Consider the following 26,943-nt stretch of genomic DNA (forward strand, 5'->3'; position numbering starts at 1 on the left):
GCAATCTCCTTCGATGTTACTTGGATGGGGACGATCGTGCGGAGTCGGCAGTAACGCTCTTCAGGAACCGCCGAGTCTCCGCGAACGTCAGAGCAGCGTTCGCGAGACGTGCCCACGCCGCCTCATACGCTTTGAGCGCCTTCTTGTCATCGACGTACCGGATCTCGATTTCACCCTCGACGTATGCCAGTTCCAATGGCCCGGCCGCGCCGGGCGAAGGCACACGGATCAACACGAACGGACTCGAAATCGGCGATCGTCGACCGGCCGGGCGGTCGAACGGCATGATCTGTAGGTGCACGTTCGGCCGGTTGCTGAGTTTGATGAGGTGGTCGATCTGCTCGCGAATGACCGACTTGTCGCCCCATACTCGCCGGACACATGATTCCGACAGCACGAACTGGACCAGCGGCGGCTCGTCCCTGTCGAGGATGTCCTGCCGCGCCAGCCTGCCCTGGATGCGATCTTCCAGCGTCACGCCGTTGATCTCGGGCTGATCGGCATGCATCGCCCGGACGTACGCCTCGCACTGCAGTAGCCCCGGTACGACCTCGACCTCAACTGCACGGATTTGATCAGCGTGCTTCTCCAGGTCAACTCGTAGCCGGATGTCCTCGGAGTACGCGCGGTTGTGGCCGGTGGTCCAGAAGCCTCGCTTGTGGTTGTCCCTACGCAGGTCGCGCAGTGCTTCCAGATAGCCCTCATCGGTGAAGCCAAGCTTCGACGCCAGAAGCACGAGGTCGCCGGGGCTGATGCTGCTCGCGCCACTGATCAGGCTGGCAATGCGCGGCTGACTCGTCTCAATGAGTTTGGCAGCCTCGGCCTGCGACGAGTCCGCCTTCTGGATCATGTGGGCGATCTCGCGCCCAAGCAGCAGCTTCTTGGCCGTGCGAACGGTTGCGGGCATCTGCTCTGCCTCTTCTGTGATTGACGAGCGGCGTTGCCGAGCGAGGCGATACCTCCCTTCGCCACAAAGGGTACCGCCCCACAGCCACTCGATCGGATGGGTGTCTACGACTTGATTATTTAACTTGCTTGGATCAAGCTTAGATCAACAGGCCAGCGTGATCCAGATCTCGACAAGATCGACACACCTTATAAAGGAGCGGGATATGCCCATGTTCGACACGCCGGTGCATCCGCACCCAATCGGGCGAAATGCTGCTTTAAGCAACGGCTTCCAGCCTCTGTGAGACCCGCCCGGGCCGTTCCGTGTCCTCCCGACAGGACGGGCCGGGCATATGAGGCGGGCGGCGCAGCGTCGAGACCGAGCGGTGTACCCCGACACCGCGCGCCCCTCGGGCTCCGCGCGCCGCCCGCCACCCCTCCAAACCCCGAACACCGGAGCCTCCATGTCCCAGCCCCAGCCACAACAGCGCTACTTCTGGCTACCAGTGCCAGACGAGTCCAGCACCTACGGACTCGTGCGGCACGCTTTCGCCGGCACCCGCCTGGACACCGGCACAGCCGACGAAGCGTTCTGCGGCAACACCTTCGCCCTGGCCAATCCATCCGAAATGGACTGGATTCACGCCAAGACCTGCCAGGACTGCAACACGCTGCTCAAAGCAATGAAAGGCTGGCCACGGTGACCTCCCCCATGCGCTGGCCCGACGGCACCCCAGCCGACCCCGAACCCGACAACACCCCGACCACCGACAACCACCTCTGGCGGTTCACCGAGTCACCCCTCCGGGCCCGCATCGACCACGAACTCAAAGAACGAATCATCCAGCGCCTTCGCGCGCTCTGAAGACCCGGCCCGATGCCGCGACCTCCCCTACTCGCGGCGGCATCGAGCCGCGCGGCCGGGCGGAGTGGACGCCCCCCGACACACCGCCCGGCCGCACCCCCCAACGACAAGGACTACACCTCCCGCGAGCCGGACAGAAATTCCACGACACGGTGCGTGGTCACCGCGTCCAAGGGAGCAGGAGGGTGGTCGGCGGTGCGGATGTGGGCCAGCAACTCCTCGTCGGGCGCCAACCCGTGCTGCTCGAGGTAGTAACAGACGATGTCCGGCCAGATCCACACCCCATCGGAACGGAAACTCACCGGCACCACAGACCCCCGTGACCGATCCACCACATCGTCCATTGTGGAATCCGTATCCAGAACCACGGTGCCGGCACGGAGATAGTCCAGCACCCGGTCCCGCTCCACCGCATCGAGCAGCCGCGGGTGATCCTCCTCGAACACCGGCTCCCCGGCCTCATAGACACCATCGAAGGCACGCGCCAAACGCAACCCGGCAGGCTCTGTCGCCGCCCACACCAACCGGCCGTAAGACCGCGCCGCCCGCTGATACACCGGCACCTCACCACCAGAAGCCACCACCTCCACCCGCGGCACACCGGAACCGGCCACCGCCAGCGCCCGCTGAAGCCGACCCGTCAACCCCACCAAATCGACACCACTTCCAGCCTCCACCACATACACCGGCAACCACGGGCCCTGACCACTGATCGGGACACGCCACGCACACCACAACCCCCGAACACCAGCGGTCTCCGACAACACCGCCACCAACCCAGCCACCGCCACCTCATCGACACCCGCAGAACCGGCCGGCGAGCCGGTGAAATGCCACGCCAGAACCCGCTGCTCATCACCGGTCGGGATACGGCTGAACATCGAGGTCGCGGAATCGGCCAAAAACCCGGCCAGCACACCCATCTGCCGCAAAGTCAGCGCCACACCACCAGCAGCCAACTCCTGACACACCGACTCAGCAACCCGGCCGATCCCGCCCTCCGCCAACACCTGCCGAGCCGTCGCAAGAAACTCATCCGACACCCGGCCGGCAAGACCGAGCAACACACCATGCAGCCCTACCAAGCGCTCATCACCAACGGACACGTTCCGTCCCTCCCCGGGCACCACCCCCGGCTCATCAAACATCACGACCCCGATCCACGTGTGGGCCAGTACCGATAAACCTCCGCGGGTTTGTCATAAAGTCTGGTACTGGATTCCATCAACGCATCCCCCACATCAGCCTTACCGGTACTCCGGCTGTCAATCTGGCTGGGATCGTCCTTGTTTTTGGTGAACTCGATCCAGCCCTCTCTGGCGGGACGGAATCGAACGTGACCATCCTTAAGCCGTTCGTAGACGCCGGTGAGCAGACGCCCGTCCGGGGTTCTGTACACGTCCGACATAGTCGCCAATACCGGTCCCTTAACGGACCTCAGCACCTCTGCCAGCAGCGCTCCGGAGGCGCGGGGAATCGCCAGCAAAGTCCACGTTTCTTCGCTGTACGATCCGTATCCGAGGTAGTACGTCTGAAGCAAACGGGCGAACAGCCGAAGATCGATCACCTCCCCATTCGGGAGAGGAATCCCGGAACGGTCTGACGTCATCCGGGCCACGACGAGGCTCGCGTCCTTGTACAACTGGTACGAGTACGCCTTGGCGACGACCTGCGCCTTCGACGCACCCGGGGCCGGGAACAGCAACGACCGTTCGGGCAGGCTCACGAACAGCGCCGGATAGCCGGCTTCGACATCACTGAGCTTCCACGGGCGTGTCCAGGCGAAAAGCTGCACCACCTGCGCCTGCCCGGCCTCGCTCAGCGGCAACAACTCCAGGAACTCCACCAGCTTCTCCAGCCAGGCCCCCTCATCCCTCGTCTGGTCGTCATAACCCAGCAGATCCGGATCACCCATCAGCCGATCCAGCTCCCGGTAGATCGCCGGATCGGTGCCGGCCAGCATGATCGCCGCGCTCAACTCCGCCCGCACCTGCCACAACGCCGGATTCCTGGTCAGCTCACCCGCGTCCCCAGCCCACACCCGGAACTCGAGCCGATCGTCCTCATATCCAAGGATCCTGGTGGTTAATTGGTTCAGGCTGCCAGGCTGAGTTCGAGGCGGGAGAGGTGGCTGGTGCGGGTCCGGTCGAGCGGGTGGCCGTTCCACCAAGCGTCGAGTCTGATCAGGTTCAGTGCGGCGGCTGAGTAGACGTGGTCGAGGTGGGTCTTGGCCAGGCCTCGGTAGCGGGCACGGCGTAGTCCGGTGACGGCCGTGGCCTGGCGGATCGTGCCTTCGACGCCCGCGCGGAGGGCGTAGTCCTTCTGCCAGTCCTGGGTCTCCTGCTCGGCGCGGGCCCGTCGCAGTGCCTCGGTCATCTCCCTGGGATGTAAGGAGATCTGTCGGCGTCCGCTTTTCGCGGTGGTGCACTGCGCCCGATGTGGGCAGGAGCCACAGACCGTCTTGGAGAACGTGACCACCGTCTTGGGGACCCCGTCTTGGACACAAGGAGTCCACGACGAGCTGAGTTGTCCAGCCGGGCAGGTCACCCGTTGGGCCTGCCAGTCGACGGCGAAGTCCGACGCGGCGAATCCCTCGTGGGCCTTGGCCTGGCGGGAGCGGTCCAGCAGCACAGGGGTGATCAGCGCGATGCCGAAGTTCTCCAGGGACCCCACGATCAGTTCGGCGGACGGGTAACCGGAATCAAGGTAGTGCTCGTCGGGCAGCAGATCCCGTTTCCGCAGAGCCTGATGGATCGGTTCGAGCATCGTGCTGTCAGAGACGGTGGCGTCGGTCGTGGCGACGTTCGTGATCAGATTCGGCTTCTGCGCGGCAGGACAGCGACAGCCGGCATCCTCGGCGGGTTCCGTCGGGGCGGGAGCCGCACAGGTCTCACTGATGTGGACCTTGAAGCCGTTCCAGAACATATCCCGCTTGACGCCCCAACGGGCGTCGGTGTCGTAGGGTGAGGTCAAGCGCCGACAGCCGGGCGGGAGACCACCATCCTTATCGATGTCATTCCCCCGCCGCTTGATCACCTCTCGTCCATTCCTGGCCACGGTGCGCGTGTAGTTCTGGACCAGCACCACGCGCAGGATCTCCACGGCCGGGAGTTCACGCAGCCACGTCGGCGAGGCGGGCGCGTAGACGGCTGCCAGTAACGTGAAGCCGTCTTTGCCGTAGGACAGGGCGAGTTCGTCCTTCTTGGTCTGCGAGGCCGGCAAGCGCCAGGTGTCGATCCGCTGCTGGTAACGCCGGCTCCAGCCCGGAACGTCGAGCACCTCGGCCACCCAATGCGGGGCCGCGGCGGACAGGGCTTCCAGACAAGCCCGCACCGCCTCACCCGCCAACTCCAGCCGGTTGAGGTCCCGCACCGCGGCGATCACATGCGTGGAGTCCGTGCGTTGCTTGCCACCAGCGGTGACCAAGCCCTTGTCCCGCAACACCGCCAGCAGCAGGTCCAGGGCCTTCTCCTCCAGCCGGTGCTGGACAACGCGGGCACGGAACTCGCTGAGCACCGTGTGGTCGAAACCGGGGTCGGTCAACTCCAGCCCCAGCGCGTATTTCCAGGCGAGGTTGGTGCGCACCGCGTCGGCGGCCTGTCGGTCGGTCAGATCCTCCGCCTTCTGCAGCACCGTGATCATGGCGAGCATGCCCGGCGACCAGCCGGGCTTGCCACGAGCCCCGAACGCCGTGGCGAACTCAGCGTCCGCGAACAGCTCACCGAGCTGATCACGGACCTGCACAGCCAACGGCACCTCACGTCGCCCGCTGTACATCGCCCGGATCGCCGCGGCGATCTCCGGGACCGGCTCCGGCCAGGGCTGCGGCTGCACCGACACCACGATCTCCATCCTGCGGCCAGACACCACAAGACTGCCGCAAGATCATCATCCCGGGCCTACCCAACACACCCTCACCCAACCCGAGAATTAACCACCAGGGTCATCCAAGGACGTCAAAACGCACCGCACGAAACCTCTCGGTCGGGTCGTGCAGGGATTCGTGCCCGTCGTCACCGGTGTCGTCGTCCACCGCGTACGGATCCGACGGAAGCGAAATCGGCCCAGCGTTCCTGACCTTGCGTTGCTTCGACTCGTCGCCGCCTGCAACGTTACCCAGCCGGAAAAGCAACGCCTCGAAGACCTTCACGACCTGCGCCACACGCACGTACTGCCGGGGGGTCAACGACCAGTCGAAACTGACATTGATATGCCCCCCTGACTCCGAGCCATAACCGCCCTGCCGCTGTACCGCGCTCAGCAACTTCTCCATACTGGGCCACAACTGCTCACTGACGGGCCGCTTAGGGTCATTACGCAGGATCGGCGATGTCGCCTCCACCTCGAAACGCTCCGCCTCCTTTTGCAACGCCCACCTACCGTCAAGCAAAATCTCCTCGTAATCCTCCATCCAAGGCAACAGCTTCGAGCCGTGGGCGGTCCGCCAATCCACCAGCCCCTCTCGTTCGAGCTCCGCCCCCAGACTGTTGACCCGCTCATCGAAATTTTCGCCGGGGAGCTTGAACTCGACCTCTAATCCCAGACGCGCGTCCGGCCGGGAGCTCACCCCACCGGGCACACCGTCTTTGAAGTAGGTGATCGGAACACGCCTCTGCGCTTTCGCCTGCTTCGCCTGCATATACACCTCATGCACCTTCGCCCGGCGAGCATCGCGCAAAACCCTCACCGCCGCCTCCACTCCAGGCAACTCCTCCTCAACTTTCTGCACCTGCGCTGGAGTCCAGGGTCCCTGCCATACCAGGTTTTTCGCAGCTTCGGTCTTCTCACGCACACCGTTCGGATTGTATTCCGGCGGCATTGTCCTCAAATGCCGCTCCATTCGAGCCGTCAGCTCAGCCAACTTCGCAATCCCATCCGGCACGAACTTGGCCAACTCGGCCTGCAAAGCCCTCTCCGACTCCCGCAACGCCTGCCGATCCTCATCCCGCCCCTGCACCACCTCCAACTCCGCCTTCTGCACCTCAAGCACCTCCACCGCATCCGGCAAAGCCGCAATCCGATCACGAATCTCAACCTCGGTCGGCACAGCCTGCTCCTCCAGCCCCCTCTGATCCCCGGCACCGCCCGCGAGGTTCTGGAGGCTCAGCGCGAGCAGATCACCGAGTGGATCATCCACCGGCACCGCAGCACCCGACTGTGAAGGCCCACCGCTGGTGTGCCGACCCGACCCCGCCGCGGACTCCCCCGAACGCCCCGCCTGACCCACAGGCCCGGCCCCGGCCCGGATGCTCAGCCCGCTACTGCCCTCCGCCAGGACCGTGCCCAACCGCTCCGCCAACTCCCGGGAAAACGCCTCCACCTGGCCCCGATCACCGCGGAGCTCGCGACCCCTGGCCGCGACCAAGGTCACCACATCATCCACCGACACATCGCCCCGGCCAGCCAGCTTCCGCGGGTCATGCGTGCGCTGCACAATCAGCCGCACCGCGTCTTTTTCCTCACTGGACAAGCCCAGCTGCCTCGCCCGCTTGATCTCCTCCAGCACATCCGCATCCGACCACTGCCCCACCGGCGCTGCGCCCGGCGCTGTGCCGGACGCTGTGCCCGGCGCTGCCGGAACACCAGCCGAGTCCTCCACCAGACCGGCCTCCGGAAACGGCTCAACGCCGCCATCCGGCGACGCTTCCCGCCCAGCCCCAGCCTGCTCCGCCGGATCCGCATCAACCCCGAAAAATCCGACGGAATCCTCCCCGTACTCATCAAGAAACGCAGTGAAATCATCGTCGGCATCCTGGTTCAGGAACGCACGCAACTCGGTCGGGACAAACTCCTCATAAGCATCCTCACCCAGCATCACCCCAGCATCCACCGCACCCGGCGGCACCCACACCCCATCCACATCCGCCACCGCCCAATCAAACCCTTCCAGATCGAGATCAGCCCACCACGCGTCCCAGCCGTCCTGATCAGCCCCAGTCCACACCGATACTCCCTCAGGCCCCACACCCTGCCCGACCACCGGGGCCCCACTACCAACCCCGGTCTCCGTCACCTCCCGGACCTTCTTCTTCCGCCCCTGCCCCGCCACCTTCGACCGCAGCGCCGCCAGCTTCGACCGCAGCGCCGCCAGCTCCTTCGCCTGCTTGTCAGTCAGCTCCTCCCGCTCCTCCAACTCCGCAACCCGATCGGCAGCAGCCTTTCCCGCCCGGTACCGTCCCGCGTCCCTTTCCTTCCGTTCCTGCCACTGCTTCGCCTTCGGCCGAAGCGCCGCCAGCTCCTTTGCCTGCTTGTCAGTCAGCTCCTCCCGCTCCTCCAACTCCGCAACCCGATCGGCAGCAGCCTTTCCCGCCCGGTACCGTCCCGCGTCCCTTTCCTTCCGTTCCAGCCACTGCTTCGCCTTCGGCCGAAGCGCCGCCAGCTCCTTTGCCTGCTTGTCAGTCAGCTCCTCCCGCTCCTCCAACTCCGCAACCCGATCGGCAGCAGCCTTTCCCGCCCGGTACCGTCCCGTGTCCACGTCCTTCCATTCCTGCCACTGCTTCGCCTTCGGCCGAAGCGCCGCCAGCTCCTTTGCCTGCTTGTCAGTCAGCTCCTCCCGCTCCTCCAACTCCGCAACCCGATCGGCAGCAGCCTTTCCCGCCCGGTGATACTCCGCGGCATTATCCTTCTGTTCCTGCCACTTCTTCGCCTTCGGCCGAAGCGCCGCCAGCTCCTTCGCCTGCTCGTCAGTCAGCTCCTCCCGCTCCTCCAACTCCGCAACCCGATCGGCAGCAGCCTTTCCCGCCCGGTACCGTCCCGCGTCCCTTTCCTTCCGTTCCAGCCACTTCTTCGCCTTCGGCTGGAGCGCCGCCAGCGCCTCCGCCTGCCCCTTAGTCAGCGGCCTCGCCAACGTCTCCAACTCCGTAACACGGGCGGCAGCAGCCTTTTCCGCCTGGTACCGCTTCGCGTTCTGTTCCTTCTTTTTCAGTTTCTTCTCCGCACTCGGGTCCGGCGGTGCTGCCTGATCCGTCGGCGTGAGCACCTCACTCCCACCATCTCCCGGACTCCCGGAAACCCCAGCAGCAACGGTTGTTGCCGCCTTCCGCCGCTTGGACGCCCCGGTACTCACGCCGGCCGCCCCCCGCTTCCTCTTCCTGCCCTTCGGCTCCCTCTGATCCGCGGCACCGCCCACCGTGTCATCCACCGGCACCGCAGCACCCGACTGTAAAGTCCCACCGCTGGTGTGCCGACCCGATCCCGCCGCGGACTCCCCCGAACGCCCCGCCTGACTCACAGGCCCGGCCTCGGCCTGGATGCTCAGCCCGCTACTGCCCTTCGCCTCACCAAAAGACAGACCGTCAGGCTCAACCCCAAAGAACCCAACGGAACCATCCCAGACCGGATACTCACGAAGGAACTCCGCGAAATCCCGCACCTCGGCAACCGCCCCAACACCACCCGCATCCGGCCACGCGTCCCGATCAGCCCCACTCCGCTCGGCCGGACCCGCATCCCCCGACACACCCAAATCCGCATTCGGCTGCGCAAGCCACTCACCGAGATCGACGCTCTCGACCCGCGACGCTTCCCGCCCAGCCCCAGCCGACTCCGGTACCCCGCTCAGCTCCATTGGATCCTGCTCGTCTTGATGCGCACTTGCCCCCACACCCGCAATCCGCCCCAAACCATTGAGCTTCTCGTTCTTTTCCGCCAGCCTTCCCTTCGTCTCCTTCAACGGCTCCGCAACATCAGGCAACCCAAGCAGCTGCTCCCGCAACCTTTCCAGCCTGTCCTTAATCTCGGCACTCTGCGGCAACGCCTCCAATTCCTTGATCTCCCGAATAGCCCCATTCCTTTCCCGGACTTGTTTCTGCAGATCATTTTTCTTCTTCGTGTATCTTCCTATTTCCCGCCGTAAATCGAGCTCGTCCTGGCCCTCCGGAGTCAGCTCCCCCAACTTCTCCCAATTCTCCAACTCCGCAACCCGGTCAGCTTCGCCCCTTATTCTCTTCTTGTACCTCGCGTCAGCTTCCCTCACTTTCCGCTGCCGCTCCTTATTCTTCGCCTCGCGCTCCGCCAACTCCTCTCCTTCCTTCGGATTCAATTTCCCCTCCTCCTTCCTCTTCGCCCTCAACTCCCTAATCCGGGCGTTGTCGGCCGTTCTCTTATCGTTGAATCTCACGCTAGCTTCCCTCAGTTGCTGCTGCCGCTTCTCCACCTCCGGCTCGCCATCCGCCAACTCCTTCTCTTCCTCCGAATCCAACTCTTCCTCCCTCTCCCTCTTCCCCGTCAACTTCGCAACCCGTGCCTTGCGGGCCTTGTGCGCCTGGGCCAGCTCCGCGTTAGATTTGCTCCGTTGCTGCTGCCGCTTCTCCACCTTCGCCTCGAGCTCCGCCAACTCCTTCTCTTTCTCCGGATCCAACTCTTCCCCGCTCTCCCTCTTCTTCTCCCTCTCCGCCTTCAACTCCGCAATCCGGGCCATGGCCTCCTTGTACGCCTGGGCCTGCCTCGTGTTATTTTCCTGCTTTTTCCACTTCCTCTCCGCAATCCGCGCGTCCTTTTCTGCCTGATGGGTCGGCGCGGACCCATCGCCCTCGCCGCCTTGATTCCCGGAATCGATCCCAGCAGCAACGGTTGTTGCCGCCTTCCGCCTCTTGGACGCCCGGGAACCCACGCCGACCGCCCCCCGCGTCCTCTTCGTGCCCTTCGGCTCCCTCTGCTCCGCGGCACCGCTCGCGGGGTCATCCACCGCCGCCGCAGCATCCGACTGTGAAGGCCCACCGCTGGTGTGCCGACCCGATCCCGCCGCGGACTCCCCCGAACGCCCCGCCTGACCCACAGGCCCGGCCCCGGCCCGGATGCTCAGCCCGCTACTGCCCTCCGCCAGGACCGTGCCCAGCCGCTCCGCCAACTCCCGGGAAAACGCCTCCACCTGGCCCCAATCACCGCCGAGCGCGCGACGCCTGGCCGCGACCAAGGTCACCACGTCATCCACCGACACATCGCCCCGGCCAGCAAGCATCCGCGGGTCATGCATGCGCTGCACAATCAACCGCACCGCGTCTTTTTCCTCACTGGACAAGCCCAGCAGCCTCACCCGCTTGATCTCCTCCAGCACATCCGCATCCGACCACTGCCCCACCGGCGCTGCGCCCGGCGCTGCCGGAACATCAGCCGAGTCCTCCTCCAGGACGGCCAGGCCCCCACGCCCCCCGTCCGGCACCGCAGCACCGGACCCGGCCCGGATGACCGGTCTGCTGCCCCGCGTACGCAGCCTGTCGGCCAGTGCCTGGGAAAACTCCACCACCAGATCCCGGTGGTCATCGCCGAGGTCGCGGTACTTGGCCGCGACCAGCGCCACCACATCCCTCAGCGGCACGGCAGCATCCCCACGAGCCAACACCGCGACGTCATGCGCGAGCCGCACAATCTGCCCCGCCGTCTCCTTTTCGTCTCTGGACAGGTCCAGCTTCCTCGCCTCGGCGATCGCGCTGGCGAGTTCCTCCTGCGTCCACTGACCCACCGGTATCCGACTGATATCCCGCACCGTGCCCGCCCCGGCATCGGGCGGGGTCTCCGCAGGCTGTCCCTCCCCAAACACCGACCTCTGCTGGGCAGACCCCGTCCCGGTAGCCGATGCCTCACCCCCGGCCACCGTCTTGCCACCGGCGGCCGGGACCGTTGCCGAGGCGTCCGCCAGACCGGCCACGCCCCCACTCCGCCCGCCGGTCAGTACCGCGGCACCAGGCCCGGCCAGCGGCTTGGGACGAGAACCATCCGCAGGGAACACCATGAACCGCGGCTCGCGCCCGTCCTGTCCCGGCATCATCGCGACAACGTGGCGGCCCAAATCCCGCGCCAGCGCCGAACCCTGACCCGGTGTCACCACCACACCCGCAGTCGGATCGCCGTCGGAAACCAGCAGCACAGGCCCGCCCATGGAATCCGCGACACCCTGCACGAACTTTGCCAACCCGCCACCAGCAACCACCTCCGCGGTCACCGGCACCCGCACCGTGTCCGCCGGCAAGTCCACCGGCAACACCGCGACCGGATCCCGATGCAGAGACGACGCCGCCGGCGACCCCTCCCCCGACAGCGTCACCGAACCCGCCGACACCACAGGCCCGTCCTGGCAATGCGAATCCCCACGCCCCGCAACCGAGGCCGTACCGGGATCCCCATCGCGGCCGGCCACCCCACCCGGCGCCACCGGATCCCCCGCGGGCACACCACTGCCGGGGCCCACGACAGACCCGGACCCGACAGCCTCCGACCTCGGATGCCCCGCAGGCACACGACCGTCGGCGCCCACAACAGACCCAGGCCTGACAGTCTCCGGGCGCGCGGCATCCGCGGGCACATCAGAAGCATGTGGGGTCACCGTCGGGAAGTCCGGTGTCTTCGAGGCAGACACCTCCAGCGGCCGCTTCCCAGGCACGGCCTGATCGCCACCGGCAACCGGACTGTACGGCGGTGGCGGTGTGCCCGGCCGGTCCGGGTCAACACCCGGTACCCCACCGGAATATGCCGGTGGTGGTGTGCCCGGCCGGTGCTGCCCGGCACCGGGCACCACCGGAACATCACCGGCCGCGTCCCTGCCCGGCGCACCCCCATCGGCACCCCGCTTACCGTCCGTGCCGTCCGTGCCGTCCTTACCGTCCTTACCGTCTGTGCCGCCCATAACAACGGCAGACACCACAGCGGAACCGGGCACCACCAGGCCATCACCAGAAGACACCGACACCGCGGCCGAATCCACCGACCCGGTATCTGAGAACACAGAGTCCACATCAGACATACTCGAGGAATCCGGGCCGGCCCCGGAATCCGAGCCGGCCCAGCCATCCCATCGCGAACCATCCGGTCGCGAGGCATCCGAGGCATCCGATTGCGAGGTATCGTAGGCATCGGATGGGATGAACGTGCTGTTTTTGTCTGGGGTGCCAGGGATATCCCCTGTCTGCGACCCGGACCCTGCCCCCGGCAGCGGGGTCTTCTCCCCACCGGTCCCGCCACCATCGTCGCTGCCGTCCCCGCCCCGGCCGGTGCTCTCGAGGTACGGGCTCGGGCCTTCCGGGTGCAGCTTGCCCCGCAACGCCAAACCCGCCAGATTGCCCACACCGCTGAACACCGTCTCGAAGAAACCCGCCGTCAAACTAAACGGGTTCCAGGTCACCTTCTGGCCCGTGGCCGCCGCATACAACGCTTCCCCGAAAAACTCCGACAACGCGTTCTCCAACGCCTCCCCCACGCTATGCCCGAACCGCGCCAGCCACATCGCCCCCACCGACATCCCCGCATAGTCATCCAGACTCTTGCCCACCGCGTCCGCGAACTTCGCCATCGCCGACACCGGATACAACTCCGCGTGCTCGGCCACCGCTTTCTTCGCCGCCGCCTCCAGGATCGCCGCGTCCACGTCATCGCCCAGGCCTTTCACCAGGACCTTCGTCAACGTGTTGCTGACCAGACCGCCCAGCGCCGACATCGGCAGCGCCACCAACGCCGAGAACGCCCCCATCCCGGCCGCCTGCTCGGTCAGCGTCCCATCCCACTTCTGAGCCGATTCCTCACCCAGCATCTGCACCTGGGCCTGCAGATCCGGCACCACGTTGAAGACCACACCACCAGCCGCCATCATCGCCAACCGCATGAACAACTGCCTCCACCAGCTCGTCAACAAAAACCGCATCACCGCCATCCGCGCCGCCAGCCACGCCAGCGTCGCGCCAGCGGTCGCCCCCGCAAAATACATCGCCCACGCCATCTCTACCGCCAGTAACTCCAAACCATAAATCGTCACCAGCTTCAGATACCGCACCTGCTGCGACGTCTTCCGCACGAACGCCGCTAAATCCAGTAACCCCGCCTGGCCCGAGGACAACAACCCATCAAAAATCCCCAACCCGTCCGCGAACCGGTCCGCCGCCTTCCCCGAAAACTCCGTCCGCACCTTCCCCACCAACTCCGCCACCAACCCCCTCACCTCACCCAGCTCCGCCGCACCCGACTCCAACGCATCCGCCACCGCGAACAACGCACCCTCATCCGCATCCGTCATATCCTCACCGGTCAACACCTGAAAAAGCCGCCTCACCCCCTCCGGCACCATGATCGACGAAAACATCACACCCACCCCACCCCAACGCCACCCCAACCCAAGGCAGCAACGATATACGCGGGAATCAGCCCTTGGATCCACCGACGCGGTGACGCGCAAAAACCCGATAACCGGGCGGCCTCAGCCGCCCGGCACCCGAACCACAACACGCCTCTCACAACGAGAACAACGGCTCCTTCAAGGAGCAAGGCTCACGACGCCACTCGAATCCATAAAGGCGTCGCTTTCGACGGATATACTCGCGAGTGAAAGGGGAACTGCAGCACGTATTCGTACTCACGAGCCAAAGCGCATGACACGGAACTCGAACGGTGCGGTTTCGATGAGCGGCTGAGCACGCCCGTCCATCGGGTCAAAAAGCTGAACACCCTCGGTCTCGTTCACGGCCACCAACAGATGCCCGACGCTCTCCCGGCCCCGGGGATCCTTCCTGCGCAGCCACACCAGTGCCTGGGTTCGCGCGGGAAAAGAAGCGATCTCCTCCAGAACCCCGAACCAATGCTCGTGAACGCTGCTACCGGCCACGGGTCCAAGCTCGGCCACCATAGGACCGAACCACGCAGCCTGCGCGGGCTCCGGCGGCGGCATCAACCCCGGCTTTCCGGCGTTCCAGTCATCCAGCCACGTCCACGGATCACGGTTGGGCAAACCGAACGGCTCTTCACCGGCCGCTTTCGGGACCACCACAGCCGCATCCAGCATCTGGTCACGCCAGTCGCCACTGTCCTGGAAACTCCGGGTAGTACAGGCGAACAACCAGCCACGCTCGGTCTCATCGGCCGGATCAGGACCGACTAGCTCCACCTCGCCGTCATAGCGGTATCCCAGCCACGCCTGCGCCTTCTCGACAGCCCCGGCGAATTCGTCCGCCGCGGCCTCCGACGGCAGCAGCCCGCCGACCGACTCACCTTGCGGGCGGCGGAAACGCGCCACCACAAGCTCAGCCACCTCGGAGTCGTTCTGCTCGGCGACAGTCCCACGTAGACCGTCGAGAAAGACCACAGCGTCATCCGCGTAGTCCGCAAACAGCAGGTGACCGGCCAGTTCACGCCCACCGAGCTGACGACGCAACCACACCACGGCCCGAGTCCCCACGCCCCCGTCCACAATGGCCCTGCTCGCATCCGCCCACGTCGAGCAGATCAACACCTCGGCATCGGGGAAATACGCCGCCAGCATCCGATCCCACCAGCCCGGCGTCTCACCGGCCGGATCCCACGGCAGCGCCGAGGCAGGCCGGCAATTCACCGCGGCATCGGTCGCGATCACACAGTTACGCGCGTTGACCCGCCAACGCCACGCCCCCGGCTCACGCCGTGACACATTGAGAGCCTCATCCAGCGGACCGGCATTAGACGCGGGAAACGGATCCGCCCCGTCCAGAGGAACGCAGATCGTCGCCGCCAACATCGGCTCATCAGACTCGACATAGCGGCAACCGAAGAACGCCACCCGCTCCGTCGAGAGGATCGCCTCCTCATCCCTCAACACCACACGCTGCCCATAGGTGTCGTGCAACCAGGTGCGCGCCCGCTCCGCGACCTCGTTCATGCCGCTCCACCCCTCACTCGCAAAACTATCTCCCGCGCAGTATGAGTCCACCACACCCAGCCTCCAAACCCCTTACCCGAACGTCAGGCACAACCTGCCCGCCCGGACTACTGTCTTTCCGGTGGTGTACGTGAGAGACGCCTGTCCGTAAAGCCTCCGATGCCCGACCGGTGACCAGCTCTCGCACAACGCGAAGTAGCTGGTGTATGACCAGCACATATGGCGTGTTCCTTGACCTGGACGTCGACACGGGCGAGCCCCATGCCGCGGGCCTGGCCCCGACCGGAAAGTGCCTGCACGATGTGCCCCTGCCCACCTCCTGGTCTCGGACGGTCAGCGCGGTGATCGCCGTCTCGACGACACCCGCCGCGCCGAGCGTATGTCCCAATTGCGGCTTCGAACTGGAAATGGGCGGCGCGGAAGCTCCGAACACTGCGCGCATCGCGGCCAGTTCGGCGGTGTCGTTCGCGGGGGTGCCCGTACCGTGGCCGTTGACGTAATCCACGTCCTCAGGACGCACCCCCGCGTCCTCCAGCGCCATGGTCATCGCCCGTGCCAGGCCTTCTCCGTTCGGCGGCGGCGAGGTTACGTGGAATGCGTCTGAACTCAGGCCGTACGTTCACATACGCGATCACTCCGTCTTGCGGATCGGCCTCGAGGGACAGGACCGCGATGCCTTCCCCCAGGTTGATCCCGCTGCTGCCCTGGTACCGCCGAGACGGTGCGGGGTCGATCGCCTTCCAGCTCCGGAAGGCCGCCATCCTCGTCACCGTCAGCGTCTCCCGATGACGAGCATGGCCCGCGCCCGACCGGCACGCAGAACATCGATCGCGCAGCAGATGGCGTTCGTGCCCGCGATGCCGCCGGTCCCGAACACCGCGCGAGGGCCAGTGGCCCCGATCACCTCGGCGACATCGTCGAGCACCGAATAGGGCTGGCCAGTCCGCCACGCCACTTCGGGGGCACCGTTGGTGCCCATGACCCGCCCATGACCACGCCGGTATCGGCTAGCAGACCGTCTTCCGAAATGGCCGCCGCGAGCGAGGCCAGATCAACCGCGCTGCCTGTTCTCGATACGTAGACACCGTCGAATTCACCTGTCGTGCGCACGGCGCTTTCTCCTGCCTGTACACGACTCCAGGCAGCTATTCAGCTGGTTGGTGCCCGGTCGCGGCGGGTTGATCGACGCTTGAGATGATCTTGGCGTGTCGGGTCTGGAGTCGATGTCGCGTGAGGAGTTGCTTGCGCTGGTTGCCGCCCAGGCCAAGACGATTGAGGCGTTGACCGAGCGGGTGGCGGAGCTGGAGCGCCGGTTGTCGGCGGACTCGTCGAACTCGTCACGTCCGCCGTCGTCGGATGCGCCGTGGTTCAAGCCGGCGAGGAAACGCTCATCGCGGACGAAGTCGAAGCGTAAGCCCGGCAAACAGCCCGGTGCGTCTTCGGCGTCGTTGTCGCTGACCGATGATCCGGACCGGCGGGTGGTGATCTCGCCGTCAGAATGCCGCCGGTGTCATTCCTCGCTGGATGACGCGGTGGAGGTCTCTCGTCAGCGGCGGCAGGTGGCCGATGCGGCGCCGGTGCCACCGCCGCGGGTGGTGGAATATCAGCGGGTGTCGCGGCGCTGCGGGTGCTGCGGGACGGTGACCACACCCGGCCGGGATGAGATCGACGCCGATGATCCGTGCCGCGAGGTGGTGTCCGCGCCTGGCTCGCCGGTACGGATCGGCCCGGAAACCCTTGCCCGATGCGCGGTTTTGACCTGCGCCCGTCACCTGCCGATCGGCCGGGCACGACAGTTGCTGGTCGCCTTGACCGGCATGGATCTCTCGACCGGGTTCCTCGCCGGTGTTCGCGGGCGTGCGGCCCGCAAGCTGGAGAAACAGTTCCGTACCCACATGCAGGGGTTGCTGGCCGCCGCGCCGGTGCTGCACGCCGACGAGACCACCGGCCGTGCCGCCGGGGCGCTGTCTTATGTACACGTCGCGTGCACCGAATACCTGACCCTGATGCACGTCGGGAGCCGCACCATCGCCGATATCGACGCCGGCGGCGTCCTGCCCGAGTTCAGCGGTGTTCTGGTCCGGGACGGCTACCCCGGCTATGAACACCTCACCGGCGCAGTACACGCCTGGTGCGGGGCGCACGTGCTCCGCGACCTGCGGTCGGTCTCCGACGCCGACCCCACCGGACAGGTGTGGGCCAGTGCGATGGCCACCACCCTCATCGAAGCCCATCACGCCGCCCGCAACGCGCGCGATCAGGGCGAACAAGTCCTCGATGCCGCCGTCGTCACCCGAATACGCAGCCTCTATCACGGAGCACTCGCCCGGGGCCGCGACGACAACCACGGCAAACAAGGCCCCTGGGCACCACCGCCCGATCACTGATCCGCCGGTTCCACCGATACGAGGACATGATCCTGCGGTTCGCCACCGACCTGGCCGTGCCCTTCACCAACAACGAGGCCGAACGAGCCGTCCGCCCCGTCAAGATCCAGCAACGCACCTCCGGCGGCTGCTGGCGCACCCTCCAGGGCCTCACCGACTTCGCCCTCGTCCAGTCCTACCTGGACACCGCCACCAAATGGGGCCTGAACAAACTCGACGCCCTCCGCAAACTATTCACCACCGGCCCATGGCTCCCACCAGCACTCACCCCAGCTGAATAGCTACGACTCCAGGTCTGCTCGAGGTCGCGCCCGAATCCGGTGTCGAGCATGATTCGGGTAATGGCGATGACTGGCGTCACCGGCGTAGTTTCCCTGTCTCGCTGCGTTCGATGGCCGGCACGACAAGAACTTCGTACGGCACGAGGTTCCATGACTTGAGGGCGATCCGGACGGCCTTGACGACATCGGGGCCGCCTGGCCCGTCCGGTACGACGAGGACGGTAAAGTTCTCGCCGCGCACTGGGTCGTCGACCAGGACGCAGGCGACGTCCTTGCTCGGCACAGTGTCGCGAAGCCTGTGCTCGACCTCGTCGAAGTCCACCCGCACGCCATTGATCTTGCGGAGCCGGGTACGCCTGCCGTGGAAGCGGAAGTGCCGTGGGTCGACGACCTCCACGAAACCGCCGGTGGCTCACTCCTCCACAACCGGCCCACCAAAAACCAGCCCATCCCCCTCAACACCGAACAACCCGTCGGAATCCTCCCCGTACTCATCAAGGAACGCAGCGAAATCATCGACCCCGGCAACCGGCCCAGCATCCTGAGCACCCGCGGCATCGTCCCCGGCATCCTGGTTCAGGAACGCAAGCAACTCGGTCGCGACAAACTCCTCATACGCATCCTCGCCCAGCATCACCCCAGCATCCACCGCACCTTGGGGCACCCACACACCATCCACATCCGCCACCGCCCCATCAAGCCACGCATCCAGATCCACCTCAGCCGACCACGCGTCCCGGCCGTCCTGATCAGTCCCAGTCCACCCCGCTACCCCTTCAGGCCCCACACCCTGCCCCACCACCGGGGCCCCACTACCCCCGGTCTCCGTCACCGCCCGGACCTTCTTCCGCCCCCGCCCACGCCCCGCCACCTTCGACCGCAGCTCCGCCAACTCCCCCGCCTGCCCCTCAGTCATCTGCTCCCACTCCTCCAACTCCTCCAACTCCGCAACACGATCGGCAGCAGCCTTTACCACCCGGTGGTAAACCGCGACCCTTTCCTTCTTTTTCTGCCACTGCTGCGCCTTCGGCCGAAGCACCGCCAGCTCCCCCGTCTGCTCGTCAGTCAGCTGCTCCCGCTCCTCCAACTCCTCCAACTCCGCAACCCGGGCGGCAGCAGCCTTTCCCGCCCGGTACCAAACCACGAAGGCTTCCTTCCGTTTCTGCCACTGCTGCGCCTTCGGCCGAAGCACCGCCAGCTCCCCCGTCTGCTCGTCAGTCAGCTGCTCCCGCTCCTCCAACTCCTCCAACTCCGCAACCCGGACGGCAGCAGCCTTTCCCACCCTGCGATACTTCGCGGAAGATTCCTTCTGTTTCTGCCACTGCTGCGCCTTCGGCCGAAGCGCCGCCAGCTCCGCCGCCTGCTCGTCAGTCAGCTGCTCCCGCTCCTCCAACTCCGCAACACGATCGGCAGCAGCCTTTCCCACCCGGTGATACTTCGCGTCAGATTCCTTCTTTTTCTGCTTCCGCTGCGCCACCTTCCGCTGGAGCGCCGCCAGCTCCTCCGCCTGCCCCTCAGTCAGCGGCCTCGCCAACTCCTCCAACTCCGCAACCCGATCGGCAGCAGCCTTTACCAACCTGCGATACTTCGCGTCAGATTCCTTCTGTTTCTGCTTCCGCTGCGCCACCTTCGGCTGGAGCTCCGCCAGCTCCGCCGCCTGCCCCTCAGTCAGCGGCCTCGCCAACCCCTCCAACTCCACAACCCGATCGGCAGCAGCCTTTCCCGCCTGGTACCGATTCGCGTTATCTTCCTTCAGTTTCTGCCACGTCTGCGCCTTCGGCCGGAGCTTCTCCAGCTCCTTCTCCTCATCCGGCGTCAGCGGCCCCTTCTCCTTCAACGCCTCCAACTCCGCAACCCGGACGGCAGCAGCCTTTCCCACCCGCTTATACTTCGCGGTATATTCCTTCTGTTTCTGCCACTGCTGCGCCTTCGGCTGGAGCTTCTCCAGCTCCTCCGCCTGCCCCTCAGTCAGCGGCCTCGCCAACCCCTCCAACTCCGCAACCCGATCGGCAGCAACCTTTCCCACCCGCTTATACTTCGCGGTATATTCCTTCTGTTTCTGCCACTGCTGCGCCTTCGGCTGGAGCTTCTCCAGCTCCTCCGCCTTCTCCTTAGTCAGCGGCCTCGCCAACGCCTCCAACTCCGCAACACGGGCGGCAGCAGCCTTTCTCGCCTGGTACCGCTTCGCGTTCTGTTCCTTCTGTTTCCGTTTCTTCTCCGCACTCGGGTCCTGGTCCTGCGGTGCTGCCTGATCCGTCGGCGTGAGCACCTCACTCCCACCATCCCCCAGGCTCCCGGAAACAGCCCCAACAGCAGCGGCTGCGTCCACCTTCCGCCGCTTGGGTGCCCGGGAACCCCCACCAGCCTCCCCCCGCGAACCAGAACCCTGGTCAGCCTCCCCCCGCGCCCTCTTCGCGCCCCTCGTGCCCCTCGTGCCCTTCGTGCCGGCTTTCTGCGCCGCAGTCCGCGGGACCTCCTGCTGTACCGCCTGACCCGTCGGCACGGACCCATCGCCCTCGCCACCTCGACTCCCGGAACCAGCCCCAGCCACGGGTTCTGGCACCTTCCGCCGCTTGAACGCCCCAGCAGAAGAACTCTCACCAGCCTCCCCCCGCGAATCCTGGTCAGCCCCCTCCCGCGTCCTCTTCGTGCCCCTGGTGCCGGCTTTGCCCGCCACCGGCCCGGACGCACCACCCCGACGCTTGGGACCCGTCACCACAGCGGGCAACCCAGACCCCCCGTCCTGGTGCCGCAGCCCGCAACCACTGGGCGGCAACACCACCTCCCCCTCCCCACCCACCCCGGACACCGGAACCACCCACATCCCGGTCGCAGCCAAAACCTCAGCGTCCTCGGCTTTCTCCCCCTTCTGCGGATTCCACAGCACGACCCGCCCGTGCCCATCACCGTCTTCCGCACGCACCGCAGCGATCACATGCGCACTACCATCGGCACGCTGGTAAATCACCGGCACAGCCACACCCACCAGCCCACCCCGCACATACCACTCAACCCCAGCCACCCCAGCCACCGGCCGGGCCCTCGCCCCGAACGCCACCTCCAACCGAGCCGGATCCCGGTCACCCACAGCCGGCCCCGCCACGAACTGCCGACCGAACTTCACAGAATTATGAAACGCCACCACCGCCTCCAGGCAATTCACCCGGAAACCCTCATCACCGCACCGATAATTCGCCTGATTCACCCCCGACAGGAACCGATACCCAGACCCCACCCACCCACCCTCCGCTACCGGATCTGAAACCCCCCACACCCCAGAATCCCGCCACACCACATCCGGCCACACCGCATGCTCCGGAAACGGCTCACCGAAAAACGCCCCGTCCGGATCTTCAACCCCAAACAACCCCACGGGATCTTCCCAGTCGGTGTAGTCGGGGAGGAAACCGGCGAAATCATCCCCCCGGGCAACCGGCCCAGCACCGCCGGCACCCGCAGCCTCGTCCCCGGCATCCTGGTTCAGGAACGCAAGCAACTCGGTCGCGACAAACTCCTCATACGCATCCTCGCTTAGCATCACCCCAGATTCCGCGGCGCCCTGAGGCACCCACACCCCATCCACATCCGCCACCGCCCCAGCAAGCCACGCATCCAGATCCACCTCAGCCGACCATCCGTCCCGGCCGTCCTGCTCAGCCCCAGTCCACCCCGATACCCCCACGGGCCCCACACCCTGCCCCACCACCGGGGCCCCACTACCCACCCCGGTCCCCGACACCTCCCCGACCTTCTTCCGGCCCCGCCCCGCCACCTTCGACCGAAGCACCGCCAACTCCCCCACCTGCCCCTCAGTCAGCTGCTCCCACTCCTCCAACTCCTCCAACACCGCAACACGATCGGCAGCAGCCTTCACCACCCGGTACCAAACCGCGACCCTTTCCTTCCGTTTCTGCCACTGCTGCGCCTTCGGCCGGAGCGCCGCCAGCTCCTTCTCCTGCTCGTCAGTCAGCTGCTCCCGCTCCTTCAACTCCTCCAACTCCCCAACACGATCGGCAGCAGCCTTTCCCACCCGGTACCAAACCACGAACCATTCCTTCTGTTTCTGCCACTGCTGCGCCTTCGGCCGAAGCACCGCCAACTCCCCCGCCTGCTCCTCAGTCAGCTGCTCCCGCTCCTTCAACTCCTCCAACTCCGCAACCCGATCGGCAGCAGCCTTTCCCACCCTGCGATACTTCGCGGAAGATTCCTTCTTTTTCTGCCACCGCTGCGCCTTCTGCTGGAGCGCCGCCAGCTCCTCCGCCTGCCCCTCAGTCAGCGGCCTCGGCGACTTCTCCAACTCCGCAACCCGATCGGCAGCAGCCTTTCCCACCCTGCGATACTTCGCGGAAGATTCCTTCTTTTTCTGCCACCGCTGCGCCTTCTGTTGGAGCGCCGCCAGCTCCTTCGCCTGCTCGTCAGTCAGCTGCTCCCGCTCCTTCAACTCCTCCAACTCCGCAACCCGATCGGCAGCAGCCTTTACCACCCGGTGATACTTCGCGGTATATTCCTTCTGTTTCTGCCACTGCTGCGCCTTCGGCTGGAGCTTCTCCAGCTCCTCCGCCTTCTCCTTAGTCAGCGGCCTCGCCAACGCCTCCAACTCCGCAACACGGGCGGCAGCAGCCTTTCTCGCCTGGTACCGCTTCGCGTTCTGTTCCTTCTGTTTCCGTTTCTTCTCCGCACTCGGGTCCTGCGGTGCTGCCTGATCCCTCGGCGTGAGCACCTCACTCCCACCATCCCCCAGACTCCCGGAAACAGCCCCAACAGCAGCGGCTGCGTCCACCTTCCGCCGCTTGGGTGCCCGGGAACCCCCACCAGCCTCCCCCCGCGAACCAGAACCCTGGTCAGCCTCCCCCCGCGCCCTCTTCGCGCCCCTCGTGCCCCTCGTGCCCTTCGTGCCGGCTTTCTGCGCCGCAGTCCGCGGGACCTCCTGCTGTACCGCCTGACCCGTCGGCACGGACCCATCGCCCTCGCCACCTCGACTCCCGGAACCAGCCCCAGCCACGGGTTCTGGCACCTTCCGCCGCTTGAACGCCCCAGCAGAAGAACCCTCGCCAGCCTCCCCCCGGGAATCCTGGTCAGCCCCCTCCCGCGTCCTCTTCGTGCCCTTGGTGCCGGTTTTGCCCGCCACCGGCCCGGACGCACCACCCCGACGCTTGGGACCCGTCACCACAGCGGGCAACCCAGACCCCCCGTCCTGGTGCCGCAGCCCGCAACCACTGGGCGGCAACACCACCTCCCCCTCCCCACCCACCCCGGACACCGGAACCACCCACATCCCGGTCGCAGCCAAAACCTCAGCGTCCTCGGCTTTCTCCCCCTTCTGCGGATTCCACAGCACGACCCGCCCGTGCCCATCACCGTCTTCCGCATGCACCGCAGCGATCACATGCGCACTACCATCGGCACGCTGGTAAATCACCGGCACAGCCACACCCACCAGCCCACCCCGCACATACCACTCAACCCCAGCCACCCCAGCCACCGGCCGGGCCCTCGCCCCGAACGCCACCTCCAACCGAGCCGGATCCCGGTCACCCACAGCCGGCCCCGCCACGAACTGCCGACCGAACTTCACAGAATTATGAAACGCCACCACCGCCTCCAGGCAATTCACCCGGAAACCCTCATCACCGCACCGATAATTCGCCTGATTCACCCCCGACAGGAACCGATACCCAGACCCCACCGGCCCACCCTCCGCTACCGGATCTGAAACCCCCCACACCCCAGAATCCCGCCCCACCGCATCCGGCCCTGGCGCATCCGGCCCTAGCGCATCCTCCGGCGCTCGTTTCGGGCCCGCACCACCGGGTTCGTTGCCACCGGGCCTGGCCTGGTTCGCGCTCACACCACTAGGCCAGGCCCGGCGACGTCCTACACCAGCAGCGGGATCGGCGGAAGTGCGTCGGGCCCCCTCACCGGTCGCTTCTCCTTCCCGGGACGCCAGCCCGGGCTGTTCCGACACGCGGGAAACACCGCGCCTGGGCTGCACTACCGCCCCGCCCGGACCAGCATCACGGGACCGGGCAGCATCACCCTTTGGACTCGACCGCTGGAGCTGTCCCGCCATCGATTCCAGGCCGCGTTCCACAACACCAGCAGAATCAGCACCGCTGGACATGCCGGCCACCTGGGCCACCGCCACGGGATCAGCCGACCACGGCACCGCGCCAGAATCCCCGGACTCCTCCTCCACAGCGGTTGCATCAACCCGGCGCAGGTCCTGTTCCCGCCACGACGCCGACCGGGGGCCGGGAAGCCCTGTGCCCGCCTGGCCAGCGTGTGTGGTGGCCCCGGGCCGTGGGTCCCCGACCACCGACCTCGCCTGGGCAGATGCCCTCTGGGCAGCCGATGCCTCACCCCGGGCCACCGTCTTGCCACCGGCGGCCGGGACCGTTGCCGAGGCGTCCGCCAGACCGGCCACGCCCCCACTCCGCCCGCCGGTCAGCACCGCGGCACCAGGCCCGGCCAGCGGCTTGGGACGAGAACCATCCGCGGGGAACACCATGAACCGCGGCTCGCGCCCGGCCTGTCCCGGCGTCGTCATCGCGACAACGTGGCGGCCCAAATCCTGCGCCAGTGCCGACCCCTGACCCGGTGTCACCACCACACCCGCAGTCGGATCGCTGGGGGATACCAGCAGCACAGGCCCGCCCGTGGAATCCGCGACACCGTCCGGCATGAAATCCGCCAACCTGCCACCAGCAACCACCTCCGCCGGCACCAGCACCCGCACCGCGTCCGCCGGCAAGCCCTCCGGCGACACCGCCGCCGGATCCCGATGCAGAGACGGCGCCGCCTGCGACCCCTCCCCCGGCAGCGTCACCGAATCCGCCGACACCACCGCCTCATCTTGGCGATGCGAATCCCCACGCCCCGCAACCGAGTCCACACCGGGATCCCCATCGCGGCCGGTCACCCCACCCGGCGACCCCGGATACCCCCCGGCCACACGACCATCGGAATCCACGACAGACCCGGACCCGACAGTCTCCGATGCCGGATGCCCCGCAGGCACACGATCGTCGGGGCCCACGACAGACCCAGGCCTGCCGGTCTCCGGGCGCGGGGTGTCCGCGGGCACATCGGAAGCATGTGGGGTCACCGTCGGGGAGTCCGGTGTCTTCGAGGCAGACACCTCCAGCGGCCGCTTCCCGGGCACGGCCTGATCGTCACCGGGACCCGGACTGTACGGCGGTGGTGGTGTGCCCGGCCGGTCCGGACCAACACCCGGTCCCCCACCGGGATATGCCGGTGGTGGTGTGCCCGGCCGGTACTGGCCGGCACCGGGCACCACCGGAACGTCACGAGCCGGGGTCCCGCCCGGCACACCGCCATCGGCACCCCGCTTACCGTCCGTGCCGTCCTTACCGTCCGTGCCGCCCACAACAACGGCAGACACCGGAGCGGAACCGCGCACCACCAGGTCATCATCAGAAGGCACCGACACCGCAGCCGAATCCACCGACCCGGTATCCGAGAACACAGTGTCCACATCAGACACACTCGAAGAATCCGAGCCGGCCCCGGAATCCGAGCCAGTCCAGCGATCCGAGCCAGTCCAGCGATCCGACCGCGAGCCATCCGATCGCGAGGCATCCGAGGCATCCGATCGCGAGGCATCCGAGGCATCCGATCGCGAGGCATCGGATGGGAGGAATGTGCTGTCTTTGTCTGGGGTGCCAGGGATGTTCCCTGTCTGCGACCCGGACCCGATTCCCGGCGGCGGGGTCTTCTCCCCACCGGACCCGCCACCATCGTCGCTGCCGTCCCCGCCCCGGCCGGTGCCCTCGAGGTACGGGCTCGGGCCTTGCGGGTGCAGCTTGCCCCGCAACGCCAAACCCGCCAGAGTGCCCACACCGCTGAACACCGTCTCGAACCCACCCGCCGTCAACGAATACGGGTTCCACGTCACCGGCAGACCCGCCGCCGCCGCATACGCCACCTCCCCGAACAACTCCGACAACGAGCCCGCCAACGCCTCCCCGAGCCCGCTGCCGAACCGCTCCGCCCACATCGCCCGCACCGACATCCCCGCATAGTTGTCCAGATGCTCCGCCACGACATCCGCGAATTTCGCCATTGCCGATACCGGATACAACTCCGCGTGCTCGGCCACCGCTTTCTTCGCCGCTGCCTCCAGGATCGCCGCGTCCACGTCATCGCCCAGGGCCTTCACCAGGACCTTCGTCAACGTGTTGCTGACCAGACCGCCCACCGCCGACATCGGCAGCGCCACCAACGCCGAGAAAGCCCCCATCCCCGCCGCCTGCTCGGTCAGCGTCCCATCCCACTTCGCAGCCGATTTCTCACCCAGCATCTGCACCTGGGCCTGCAGATCCGGCACCACGTTGAACGCCACACCACCAGCCGCCATCATCGCCAACCGCATGAACAACTGCCCCCACCACCGCGTCAACCACACCCGCATCGCCGCCATCCGCGCCGCCAGCCACAACAGCGACGCACCACCGGTCGCCCCCGCAAACCGCATCGCCCACGCCATCTCTAACCACAGTAACTCCAAGCTATAAATCGTCATCAACTTCAGATACCGCACCTGCTGCGACGTAGCCCGCACGAACACCGCTAAATCCAGTAACGACCCCTGCCCCGAGGACAACAACCCATCAAAAATCCCCAACCCGTCCGCGAACCGGTCCGCCGCTTTCCCCGAAAACTCCGTCCGGACCTTTCCCACCAACTCCGCCACCAACCCCCCCACCTCACCCAGCTCCGCCGCCTCGGACTCCAACGCGTCCGCCACCGCGAACAACGCACCCTCATCCGCGTCCGTCATATCCTCACCGGTCAACACCTGGAAAAGCCGCCGCACCCCCTCCGGCACCATGATCGACGAAAACATCACACCCACCCCGGCCCAAGGCCACCACAACCCAAGGCAGCAAC

Annotated in this window: 13 protein-coding genes and 1 pseudogene; 4 read left to right on the plus strand and 10 right to left on the minus strand. The window is 66.3% G+C overall.

The window, feature by feature from the left end:
- Positions 1–16: 16 nt before the first annotated feature.
- Positions 17–907: a Scr1 family TA system antitoxin-like transcriptional regulator gene (locus ACRXBZ_RS05325; RefSeq protein WP_433878062.1), complete on the minus strand. Its 891-nt coding sequence runs from the start codon at positions 905–907 to the stop codon at positions 17–19.
- A 445-nt stretch (positions 908–1,352) separates the two neighbouring features.
- On the opposite strand from ACRXBZ_RS05325, the gene ACRXBZ_RS05330 reads away from it, so the two are divergent.
- Together ACRXBZ_RS05330 and ACRXBZ_RS05335 are read left to right on the plus strand one after the other, a co-directional pair.
- Positions 1,353–1,592, plus strand: a complete 240-nt coding sequence (locus ACRXBZ_RS05330; protein ID WP_433878063.1) for an HC3 family zinc finger protein — start codon at positions 1,353–1,355, stop codon at positions 1,590–1,592.
- A gap of 8 nt (positions 1,593–1,600) precedes the next feature.
- Positions 1,601–1,753, plus strand: coding sequence for a hypothetical protein (locus ACRXBZ_RS05335; RefSeq protein WP_433878064.1), 153 nt, complete (start codon positions 1,601–1,603; stop codon positions 1,751–1,753).
- A 113-nt stretch (positions 1,754–1,866) separates the two neighbouring features.
- On the opposite strand, the gene ACRXBZ_RS05340 is transcribed toward ACRXBZ_RS05335, so the two are convergent.
- From ACRXBZ_RS05340 to ACRXBZ_RS05370, 7 genes are all read right to left on the minus strand, one after another.
- Positions 1,867–2,901: a hypothetical protein gene (locus tag ACRXBZ_RS05340; protein WP_433878065.1), complete on the minus strand. Its 1,035-nt coding sequence runs from the start codon at positions 2,899–2,901 to the stop codon at positions 1,867–1,869.
- Positions 2,901–3,731 carry a hypothetical protein gene (locus ACRXBZ_RS05345; RefSeq protein ID WP_433878066.1) on the minus strand — a complete coding sequence of 277 codons (831 nt, stop codon included), beginning with the start codon at positions 3,729–3,731 and terminating at the stop codon, positions 2,901–2,903. The genes ACRXBZ_RS05340 and ACRXBZ_RS05345 overlap by 1 nt, the downstream gene beginning before the upstream one ends.
- Positions 3,732–3,847: 116 nt before the next feature.
- A complete protein-coding gene (locus tag ACRXBZ_RS05350) occupies positions 3,848–5,620 on the minus strand; it encodes an IS1182 family transposase (protein ID WP_433877452.1) in 1,773 nt (590 codons plus the stop codon).
- Between the two features lie 76 nt (positions 5,621–5,696).
- The gene (locus ACRXBZ_RS05355; RefSeq protein ID WP_433878067.1) at positions 5,697–13,820 is read right to left on the minus strand and encodes a WXG100-like domain-containing protein; all 8,124 of its coding nucleotides are present in this window, start codon (positions 13,818–13,820) and stop codon (positions 5,697–5,699) included.
- 270 nt (positions 13,821–14,090) lie between these two features.
- Positions 14,091–15,365 carry a YrhB domain-containing protein gene (locus ACRXBZ_RS05360; protein ID WP_433878068.1) on the minus strand — a complete coding sequence of 425 codons (1,275 nt, stop codon included), beginning with the start codon at positions 15,363–15,365 and terminating at the stop codon, positions 14,091–14,093.
- 25 nt (positions 15,366–15,390) lie between these two features.
- Complete coding sequence (locus tag ACRXBZ_RS05365) at positions 15,391–15,975, minus strand: hypothetical protein (protein ID WP_433883802.1); 585 nt, start codon at positions 15,973–15,975, stop codon at positions 15,391–15,393.
- Positions 15,976–16,137: 162 nt separating this feature from the next.
- Entirely contained in the window at positions 16,138–16,344 is a 207-nt protein-coding gene (locus ACRXBZ_RS05370) for a hypothetical protein (protein WP_433878069.1), read from the minus strand.
- Positions 16,345–16,588: 244 nt separating this feature from the next.
- Between ACRXBZ_RS05370 and ACRXBZ_RS05375 the strand changes: the two are divergent.
- A pseudogene (locus ACRXBZ_RS05375) lies at positions 16,589–17,569 on the plus strand (IS66 family transposase); the annotation flags it as partial.
- Positions 17,560–18,033, plus strand: a complete 474-nt coding sequence (locus tag ACRXBZ_RS05380; RefSeq protein ID WP_433878070.1) for an IS66 family transposase — start codon at positions 17,560–17,562, stop codon at positions 18,031–18,033. The pseudogene ACRXBZ_RS05375 and the gene ACRXBZ_RS05380, both read left to right, overlap by 10 nt.
- A gap of 76 nt (positions 18,034–18,109) precedes the next feature.
- On the opposite strand, the gene ACRXBZ_RS05385 is transcribed toward ACRXBZ_RS05380, so the two are convergent.
- Entirely contained in the window at positions 18,110–18,430 is a 321-nt protein-coding gene (locus ACRXBZ_RS05385) for a class I adenylate-forming enzyme family protein (protein ID WP_433878071.1), read from the minus strand.
- Between the two features lie 15 nt (positions 18,431–18,445).
- Positions 18,446–26,899 carry a hypothetical protein gene (locus tag ACRXBZ_RS05390; protein WP_433878072.1) on the minus strand — a complete coding sequence of 2,818 codons (8,454 nt, stop codon included), beginning with the start codon at positions 26,897–26,899 and terminating at the stop codon, positions 18,446–18,448.
- Between the last annotated feature and the right edge of the window lie 44 nt (positions 26,900–26,943).

The sequence above is a fragment of the Saccharopolyspora hattusasensis genome, from assembly GCF_050972075.1.
In the GTDB taxonomy this organism is placed as follows: domain Bacteria; phylum Actinomycetota; class Actinomycetes; order Mycobacteriales; family Pseudonocardiaceae; genus Saccharopolyspora; species Saccharopolyspora hattusasensis.

Excerpts from the sequence above, each read along its gene's own strand:
- ACRXBZ_RS05370 (WP_433878069.1), bottom strand. The coding sequence starts at position 16,344 with ATGGGCACCAACGGTGCCCCCGAAGTGGCGTGGCGGACTGGCCAGCCC.
- ACRXBZ_RS05325 (WP_433878062.1), bottom strand. The coding sequence starts at position 907 with ATGCCCGCAACCGTTCGCACGGCCAAGAAGCTGCTGCTTGGGCGCGAG.
- ACRXBZ_RS05390 (WP_433878072.1), bottom strand. The coding sequence starts at position 26,899 with ATGTTTTCGTCGATCATGGTGCCGGAGGGGGTGCGGCGGCTTTTCCAG.
- ACRXBZ_RS05340 (WP_433878065.1), bottom strand. The coding sequence starts at position 2,901 with ATGTTTGATGAGCCGGGGGTGGTGCCCGGGGAGGGACGGAACGTGTCC.
- ACRXBZ_RS05355 (WP_433878067.1), bottom strand. The coding sequence starts at position 13,820 with ATGTTTTCGTCGATCATGGTGCCGGAGGGGGTGAGGCGGCTTTTTCAG.
- ACRXBZ_RS05335 (WP_433878064.1), top strand. The coding sequence starts at position 1,601 with ATGCGCTGGCCCGACGGCACCCCAGCCGACCCCGAACCCGACAACACC.
- ACRXBZ_RS05360 (WP_433878068.1), bottom strand. The coding sequence starts at position 15,365 with ATGAACGAGGTCGCGGAGCGGGCGCGCACCTGGTTGCACGACACCTAT.
- ACRXBZ_RS05330 (WP_433878063.1), top strand. The coding sequence starts at position 1,353 with ATGTCCCAGCCCCAGCCACAACAGCGCTACTTCTGGCTACCAGTGCCA.